Below are 8,275 nucleotides of genomic sequence, written 5' to 3' on the forward strand. Positions count from 1 at the left end.
GGCTGCGCATTCGCCGCCGTCGACGGCCCGACCAGTGCAAGTCCGATCAGGCCGATCAGGGCAAGTTGGAGCGTCGACGGGCTTGGGTTTGCTGGAGTCATGATGTTCCCGCGAGCTGTCGCATCACTTAAACCTCGCTCGGTGCGGAATGCGTCGTTTGTTGGCGTGGTCTGGCCGCGCCAGCTCCGACGACTGTCTGAGCTGGCGCAGTTCAAGGTATTCAAAAATATTCAATTCTAAACCGCGTCTCACCGGGATCGAGGATATCTCCGAAGCCAAACGGACAATAAAAACAACGCATGTCGCTCCGGGCGCGGTTTAGGTGAACATATCCGAGGTGATGTTGCGGAACCAGTCCAGCGCGAACTGTTGCTCCAGCGCGCGCGTTCGGGCGTCCGCGTCGGCAGGCGAGACCCCGCCTGCCCCGGGAATGTCTACGATGCGCCCCTCTTCGAGCCGATAGACACCTGCGACCGAGATGCCGTGCTCGGGCGCGATGATGCTGTAGCAGGTGTTGACATAGGACGGCGCGGGTGCAGCTTCGCCGTTGATCGCGGCGATGACGGCGGCCGCGCAGACCTTGCCCTGCGAGTTGGCCGAATAACCCGACTTCGGCATGGCACCGGCGATACAGGCATCGCCGATCACATGGATGTCCTTGTGGATCGAAGACTCGAAGGTCCGCTGATCGACCGGACACCAGCCCGATTCATTCGCAAGTCCGGCGGTTTGCGCGAGTGCGCCGGCCTTCTGATGCGGGATCAGGTTGATCACGTCGCCCTGAAATTCCTCGAACGAACCCATCAAGGTCCGCGTCTCGGGATCGATCGCCTCGATGATGCCGCCCTGCGCCCCCGAGACCCATTCGATCATGTCGCCGTAGTGCTCCTGCCAACCGGCCTGGAAGAGCCCCTGTTTGGAGAAGGCGTCCTTGGCGTCGAGGATCACGATCTTGGATTTGGGCTTGTGGGTCGAGAAATAGTGCGCGACCTGTGCGGCGCGCTCGTAGGGTCCCGGCGGGCAGCGGAATGGATTCGGCGGCGCCACGATGTAGAAAACGCCGCCGTCCTCCATCGCTTCCAATTGTTTTCGCAGGATTTGGGTTTGCTTGCCGGCCTTCCAGGCATGCGGGATCCGTTCGGCCACCGCCTCGGACATGCCTTCGATCGCCGCCCAGTCGTAATCCACGCCGGGCGAGACGATCAACTTGTCGTAGTTGTAGCGGTTGCCGCTTGTACCTTTGACGAAGTGTTGTGCCGGGTCGATCTCGACGACGGTGTCCTGCATCACGGCGATCCCGCGCCGAGTCAGGCCGCGGTAGTCGAAGGTGAGGCTGGCCAGGTCGCGCTCGCCGCCGAGCACCTCGTTGCTGAGCGGGCAGGAGACATAGGCCGATTCCTTCTCGATCAAGGTGACGCGGATCTCAGGGTCCGACATCTGCAGATACTTGGCTGCGATGGCCCCGCCGTAACCGCCGCCGATCACGATCACACGGGCCTTCGGAGGGGTTGCGGCATGCACGGCGAGCGATGGGCCGCCGAGCACGGCGGCCGTGGACAGCAGGGAGGACTGCAGAAAGGTTCTACGGGTCAGTGTGTTCATCCTGTGGATCCTCCTAAACCGCGCCCGGCGCGGCATGCGATGTTCTTTCGATGGGATCGGCCCCGGCAGACTTGACGACTGCTGGAGTCGGCGCGGTTTAACATATTAAAAAATATATTATTTTAAACCGCGTCCCGCTAAGGGTCGTGGATGCACCAAACGTCGAGCTCACTCGAGAACGAGCATCTCGCTCTAGACGCGGTTTACTTCTGACTTTCGTAGAAATGGGCCAGGGCCGCGATCTCCGCATCCGAGAGTTCCGCGACGCGGTTTTGCATCTTGCGCGGGTGGCAGCGCTCGCCGTCGCGACAGGCCTGCATGGCGTATTGCAGATAACCCGCCCATTGCCCGGCCATCCGCGGGGATTCCTTGTCCTGAGAGCGCCCGCCGTCCCGATGACAGCTCTCGCAATAGCGCTCGTGCAGGTCCGGGGCCTCGGCGAGTTGATCCGCAACGGCCACCCGGTCGGTGGAGACCCAGGGCTGCGCGGCGTAGAAGCTCGCAATCGCGCTGATCTCCTGATCGCCATAGCCCTGCATGATGCGACCCATGATGGTCGAGGGTCGCCGGCCGGTCTTGTAGTCGGTGAGCACCTCGACGAGATAGCCTTTGTCCATCCCGCCGATGGTCGGCATGACCTCCCCGGCGCTCGCGCCGAGCGTGCCGTGACAGCCGGCGCATGTGTTGGCGAGCATGCTCTCGGAGCGGACCTCCCGGGCATGGATCGGCAGGGTCGGGAGCATCCCGATCAGGAGCCCGACGCACAGGGCGCGGCTCCAAGTGGGTCTTGGCATGGCACTCTCTCCTTTGGGTCGACAGGCCTCCGGGTTGCGACCGTCTGCAGGGTTGCGACCGGAGGATCATTGTTGTTTTCGCGGCACCTTGAACGACTCCCGCGGGTTCGGCCTTGATTCAAGTCAAGGCGGATCGGTTGGTCCCGGCATCCGGCATCGACCGCGCTGCGGCGCTCTCTCCGACGAAAGTCCGATCAACAGCAGGGGCATTGACGAAGATCAATCATCCATCAACCGCCGGCGAAATTTGACTTGCATCAAGGCCGCCCGGAGATCCGCTCGGCATCGTCCGGGTCGATAGGGATGATTGCCAAGACCGATGGGTGCCTGTGGTTTCTCGGCATGTCGGTCGATCAGGCGAGGGTCGTCAGCGCGAGAGCTCGCCGACTGGCCCAGGGACGGGGTCCATAACAAAGAATCCGGAGTGCACTATGAAGCAATATCCTCGCGGACCGAGTCCCGCGGGCCTCGATCGGGTCGGTTTCGTCCGATTGGGTTTCGCCATCGGGCTTCTCGCCCTTGCAACGACGGTCGATGCCGCGCGTCCAAGCGGGCAGGCCGGGGTCGATTGGGGCGATCCACGCGGTGAGGAGTGCGTGGATTGTCATATGACCGAGAACCCGGGCCTCTACTGGGAGTGGAACCACAGTGCGCACGGTCAGGCCGGCGTGAACTGTCTGGACTGCCATCAGCGCGAAGAGGGCGCGGTCGATGCCTTCAAGCACGAGGGCGAGTTCATCTCCATCGTGGTCACGCCGAAGAACTGCTCGACCTGTCACGAGACCGAGTTCCAAGAGATGGACGGCTCCCATCACGCCAAGGCCGGTCAGATCCTGGGCTCGCTCGATAACCTGCTTGGTGAGGTGATCGGCGGACCCGCGGCCGTGAACGCCGGCTGCAAGCAGTGCCACGGCGGCGAGATGGAGTTCTACCCCGAAGGCAAGGAAAAGGGTCGTCCGAAACCCGGCAGCTGGCCCAACACCGGCATCGGCCGGATCAACCCGGACGGCAGCCTCGGCTCCTGCACGGCCTGTCACGGTCGGCATCGTTTCTCGCGGGCCCAGGCGCGTACGCCCGATACTTGCGGCAAATGCCATGTCGGACCCGACCATCCTCAGATCGAGGTCTACAACGAGTCCAAGCACGGCATCATCTACCGCGCCAAGGTCGACGAGATGAACCTGGATTCGCGCAAGTGGGTCGCGGGTGTCGATTACTCGGCAGCGCCAACCTGTGCGACCTGCCACATGAGCGCGGGTCCCGGGATCGGGGCGACGCATAACGTCGGCGAGCGCATCTCCTGGACGCTGCGTCCGCCGATCTCGACCAAGATCAACCTGGTCAAGCTCGAAAACGGTCAGGAGTTCGACGTGCCCGAGGGTCAGCCGATCCCAGCCGTGGGCGACGAGGCGAAGGACTCCAAGGTGGTCGAGGTGCTGACCTGGAAGGACCGTCGCGCGAAGATGGAAAAGGTCTGCTTCGGCTGTCACGCCGAGAGTGTGATCACCGGCCATTACAAGCAGTTCGACGACGTGGTCGACCTCTACAACGATAAGTTCGCCAAGCCGATCGCGGCCATGATGGTTCGCCTCAAGGACGGCGGCTATATCACGGGTGCGCCCTTCGACGAGAAGATCGAGTGGACCTGGTGGGAGATCTGGCATCACGAGGGTCGTCGCGCGCGTCACGGTGCATCCATGAGCGGGCCGGACTACACTTGGTGGCACGGCATGTACGAGGTCGCCCAGCACACCTACTTCAAGTGGATCCCGGAGCTCAAGGAGGTCGTGAGCAAGAAGGACGGCAACGAGGAGTTCGCGGTCGCACTGCTGGATGAATACTTCAAGCCCATCGACGGGCATGACTGGTACTTCAACGGCATGAGCAAGGATCAGCTCGAGGTGGTGCGTAAGGGCTTCGAGGCACGCTACGGCGAGGGATCTTTGAAGTAAGGCGCAGAGTGCTCGGCTGTAGGGGCGAATGAATTCGCCCCTACAGTTTCAGGCAAGGCCGTGCCCATCCCCGATCACCGATTATCCAAACCCCCCTTCCGGTTCCAACCCTCCGCTCCCGAGTCCGGGAGCGCCCAGCACCCGAGAGTGACCCATGCGAGCGATTCCGATCGTCTTCCTTGCCCTGTTGCTGGCTTCGACAGCGACACTTGCCGCCGATGCCGAGGCCTTGATCCGAGACGGCGAGGCGAAGCTTCAGGCCGGCGAGCTCGATGCCGCCGTCGGTGTCCTGCGCGAGGCCGTCGCGGCCGATCAGGGCTCCGCCTTGGCGCGGCTGCGTCTCGGCGGGGCGCTCCTGATGACGCAGGACTATTCAGGTGCCATCGAGCAGTTTCGCGAGACCGTGAAACTGGATCCGAACAGCGCGAACGCCTTCGTCGGGATGTCGGTGGCCTATCTGCATAGCGCGCGATACGACCTCGCCCGTGCCTCTCTGGACGAGGCGATTCGGATCGATCCGGACAAGCGCAAGGAGGCGGAGCCTTTGCTGGCCTACATCGACAGGGCGTCGGCCCGCACCGATCCCGCACCGGGCGAGCCGCCGCCGCAGCATTGAACTAGCGATGCTCGGGCGGGAGCAGCTCGATTAAGCAGGACGCGAATCAAGCGGTTGCGCAGCGCTCCCTGCCGTCGGCAGGTGAGCGATCGGTCCGATCACATGACCCGGCAGCCAGCGCAGCAGGACGGCCTCGAGCTCGGCGATCTGCGCGGGCTTGGAGATGAAGTCGTCCATCCCGGCGGCGGCGCAGTCCTCGCGATCGCGCTCGGAGACACCGGCGGTCATGGCGACGATGGGGATGTGCTCGCCGTCGCCGCGCGCCTGCTCGGCTGCGCGGATGTGGCGCGTCGCCTAGTGTCCGCTGAGCCTCGGCATCTGAATATCCATGAGGATCAAATCGAACCGCGCTTGCGCGAGGGCCTCGAGCGCCGCCTGACCGTCGGGCGCGATTGCGGGCTCGATGCCGAAACGGCGCGTCATCATGGTGACGACCTTCTGATTGACGGCATTGTCCTCGGCAACCAGAACCCGAGCGTCGAATCGTCGCGTCGGACGTTTCGTGGGCACGGGTAGGATGCCGGCATCCGGTCGCGACATGCCCAAGACCTTGGCGGCTGCATCGTGGAGCAGGATCTCGCGGACCGGTTTGAGGAGGGTCACATCGATGCCGACACGCCGCGCCTCGGGTCCCGGATAACCGAGCGAGCTGAGCATGATGAGCCGCGTCGCGCCGAGTGCCTCGTCGCCCTTGATCCGATGCGCAAGCTCGATCCCGTCCATGCCCGGCATCTGCATGTCCAGAATCGCCAGGTCGAACGGCCGATCCTGCTCAAGCCCGCGCTGCAGCGCCTTCAAGGCTTGCGGTCCGTCTTCCGCGCATTCGGTTCGCGCGCCCCAGCGTGCGAGATGATTTTCCAGGATCAGACGGTTGGTGGCGTTGTCGTCGACGATCAGCGTGCGGATGCCGTTGAGGTCGGTTTCCTCGCAGACCGGGGTCGAGGTCGTGTTCTTTAGGCTCAGCGTGAACCAGAACCGCGAGCCGATGGCGGGCGTGCTCTCTACACCGATCTCGCCGCCCATCAGCACGACTAGGCCTTTGGAGATGACCAGGCCGAGTCCGGTGCCGACATCCACGCGGCTCATCGCCAGATAGAGCGGGAAGCTCGTCGCGTCCTTGCGCAGGCCATCGAGCTCGCGGATCTCGGAGCTGCCGTATCCGAACATGCGCTCGGCGACGCGGTTCATGGCGACCAGCCGACCGGCCACGTCGATATGAACGGCACCGTCGGCCATGTTGTCGACGATCGCCCGATTGCGCGCGCGGCTTTCGGTCAAGAACGCGATCTCGCGTTCAGTCGCTCGACTTCTCAGGTACGACCAAAGGATCGATCCCGCCGCCGAGACCGCGACTGTGCCGAGCAGTAACGCGGCATAGGTCGGCAGGCCCGTTCGAGCGAGCTCGGACCAGAGCGCCGGATCCGTCCCGAGCGTCCGCGCCTGCGCGATCAGGCTCCACAGGAGGACGCTCGCGCCCGTCAGCGTCGCACCGCCGATCAATGCGAGCCCCAAGGCATCGAAGCGAGCGCCGAGATACGGGTGCGGACCCTGCCTCGGGTCGGTGGAGCCGCGATCGGAACGCCGACGATTGAGTTGAGCCATCATTCTCGACAGGGCAGTTGACGTGTAAAAGTGGCCGCCTATCCCGAACCTCGAGCGACAAGCGTCCGAGACCTCGCCCTGCGCCCGATACGGCATATTCCCTCCTCGTCTTGGCGAGAGGTAGCCACCGAGCCTTTGGTCGCGTCCATGCACCTCCCCCGGGCGCTGCGGTGCCGAAGTTATCACCATCGGCGCGGGGCGCATCGCAGCGCTGCCATCGTCGTCCTGCGGCGCACGGGCCGGGACAGACGATGGCGCCCCGGGTATTGCTCGACGCACGGTTGACAGCGGGAGCGCCGCTCGACCAGAGTGCCCTTATTCGATTCTGAAAGAGCAGGATCTTCCGTATGCAGCACCTTTGCGATATCGCCGACCTCTTCCTGAGCCAGGCACCCGCCTGCGATTACTGGACACTGCGTCTGGTCGAGGAGGAGCACGATCATTTGGAGGTTCGTCAGGGCGTGGTCGAGCCGAGTCGACTGACCTACACCTCGGGCGCGATGGTGACCCTCGTCGGAGGGGGCGGCATCGGTTACGGCGCAACCAGCGATCTGAGCGCCGCCGGGCTGCGCGCTGCGGCCGAGCGGGCCGCGGGCTGGGCCCGGGTGCATGCCCGGCTCGGACTCTTCGAGGCCGGCATCTATCCGCGCAGCAGCACCCGTGCGGACTATCGCACGCCGGTCGAGGAGCCTTGGTCGACGCTGCCGATCGGCGAGAAGCTCGACATTCTGCAAGCCGCCAACGACGCCTTGGCGATCGACGATCGCATCGTGGATTGGTCGGCTTGGCTGGCGCGCCGCCGAGTGTCGCAGCTCCTGATTACGAGCGACGGCGGGCGTGTCTCGCAGGTTCTGGACTATGTGCATCCGGGCCTGGTCGCGGTGGCCAATGCAGGGAGCCAGACTCAGCGCAGGCATGGGGGCGGCTCGGACGGCTCGCAGCAAGGCGGTCTGGAGCGGATCGTCGCCGTGCGTCTGCTCGAGGAGGCCCCGCGCGTCGCCGAGGAGGCGCTTGCCCTCTTGGATGCCCCGGAATGTCCGACGGACACCCGCGATCTCCTCTTGCTGCCGAGCCAGATGGTGCTGCAGATCCACGAGAGCATCGGCCATCCCTTGGAGCTCGACCGCATCCTGGGCGACGAGCGCAACTACGCCGGCACCAGTTTCGTCACCTCCGGCATGTTCGGCCGCTACCGCTATGGCTCCGAGCTGCTGAACGTCACCTTCGATCCGACCGTGCCGATGGAGCTGGTCTCGGGTGTCGCCGACGACGAGGGCGCCCCCGCCGTGCGTGAATATCTGATCCGACGCGGCATCCTGGAGCGACCGCTCGGCGGGGCCTTATCTCAAGCGCGCGCCGGTTTGCCCGTTACGGCCAACACGCGCGCGAGCAGTTGGGATCGCCCGCCCATCGATCGCATGGGCAACATCAATCTGGAGCCGGGGGAGGGCAGTCTCGCCGATCTGATCGCGCAGGTGGAGCGGGGCATCCTGATGGACACCAACCGCTCCTGGTCGATCGACGACAGCCGCAACAAGTTCCAGTTCGGCTGCGAGCTGGGTCGACTGATCGAGGACGGGGAGCTCAAGGGGCTGGTGCGCAACCCCGGCTATCGCGGCATCTCCGCGAGCTTCTGGCGCAGTCTCGACGGGGTCGGCGGCCCGGAGAGCCTGGAGATCCGCGGGGTGTGCAACTGCGGCAAGGGCGAG

General features: G+C 64.5%; 6 protein-coding genes and 1 pseudogene. 4 read left to right on the forward strand and 3 right to left on the reverse strand.

What is annotated here, in order from left to right; translation table 11 throughout:
- On the forward strand, positions 1 to 240 hold a 240-nt coding region (locus VLR48_RS18995), incomplete at its 5' end, for a hypothetical protein (RefSeq protein WP_325293285.1).
- Between the two features lie 78 nt (positions 241 to 318).
- Here VLR48_RS18995 and VLR48_RS19000 read toward each other — a convergent pair.
- Positions 319 to 1,602, reverse strand: coding sequence for an NAD(P)/FAD-dependent oxidoreductase (locus VLR48_RS19000; RefSeq protein WP_325293286.1), 1,284 nt, complete (start codon positions 1,600 to 1,602; stop codon positions 319 to 321).
- Positions 1,603 to 1,805: 203 nt separating this feature from the next.
- Positions 1,806 to 2,396, reverse strand: a complete 591-nt coding sequence (locus VLR48_RS19005; protein ID WP_325293287.1) for a c-type cytochrome — start codon at positions 2,394 to 2,396, stop codon at positions 1,806 to 1,808.
- Positions 2,397 to 2,827: 431 nt separating this feature from the next.
- On the opposite strand from VLR48_RS19005, the gene VLR48_RS19010 reads away from it, so the two are divergent.
- Complete coding sequence (locus VLR48_RS19010; protein WP_325293288.1) at positions 2,828 to 4,348, forward strand: multiheme c-type cytochrome; 1,521 nt, start codon at positions 2,828 to 2,830, stop codon at positions 4,346 to 4,348.
- Between the two features lie 154 nt (positions 4,349 to 4,502).
- Positions 4,503 to 4,964, forward strand: a complete 462-nt coding sequence (locus VLR48_RS19015) for a tetratricopeptide repeat protein (RefSeq protein ID WP_325293289.1) — start codon at positions 4,503 to 4,505, stop codon at positions 4,962 to 4,964.
- 30 nt (positions 4,965 to 4,994) lie between these two features.
- Here VLR48_RS19015 and VLR48_RS19020 read toward each other — a convergent pair.
- Positions 4,995 to 6,770, reverse strand: a pseudogene (locus VLR48_RS19020) (response regulator).
- Positions 6,771 to 6,913: 143 nt separating this feature from the next.
- On the opposite strand from VLR48_RS19020, the gene VLR48_RS19025 reads away from it, so the two are divergent.
- Positions 6,914 to 8,275: TldD/PmbA family protein (locus tag VLR48_RS19025; protein ID WP_325293290.1), on the forward strand; the 1,362-nt coding region annotated here is incomplete at its 3' end.

It is taken from the genome of Thiocapsa sp. (assembly GCF_035467215.1).
GTDB lineage: Bacteria > Pseudomonadota > Gammaproteobacteria > Chromatiales > Chromatiaceae > Thiocapsa.

Coding starts and splice junctions, on each gene's coding strand:
- VLR48_RS19000 (WP_325293286.1), bottom strand. CDS start 1,602: ATGAACACACTGACCCGTAGAACCTTTCTGCAGTCCTCCCTGCTGTCC.
- VLR48_RS19005 (WP_325293287.1), bottom strand. CDS start 2,396: ATGCCAAGACCCACTTGGAGCCGCGCCCTGTGCGTCGGGCTCCTGATC.
- VLR48_RS19010 (WP_325293288.1), top strand. CDS start 2,828: ATGAAGCAATATCCTCGCGGACCGAGTCCCGCGGGCCTCGATCGGGTC.
- VLR48_RS19015 (WP_325293289.1), top strand. CDS start 4,503: ATGCGAGCGATTCCGATCGTCTTCCTTGCCCTGTTGCTGGCTTCGACA.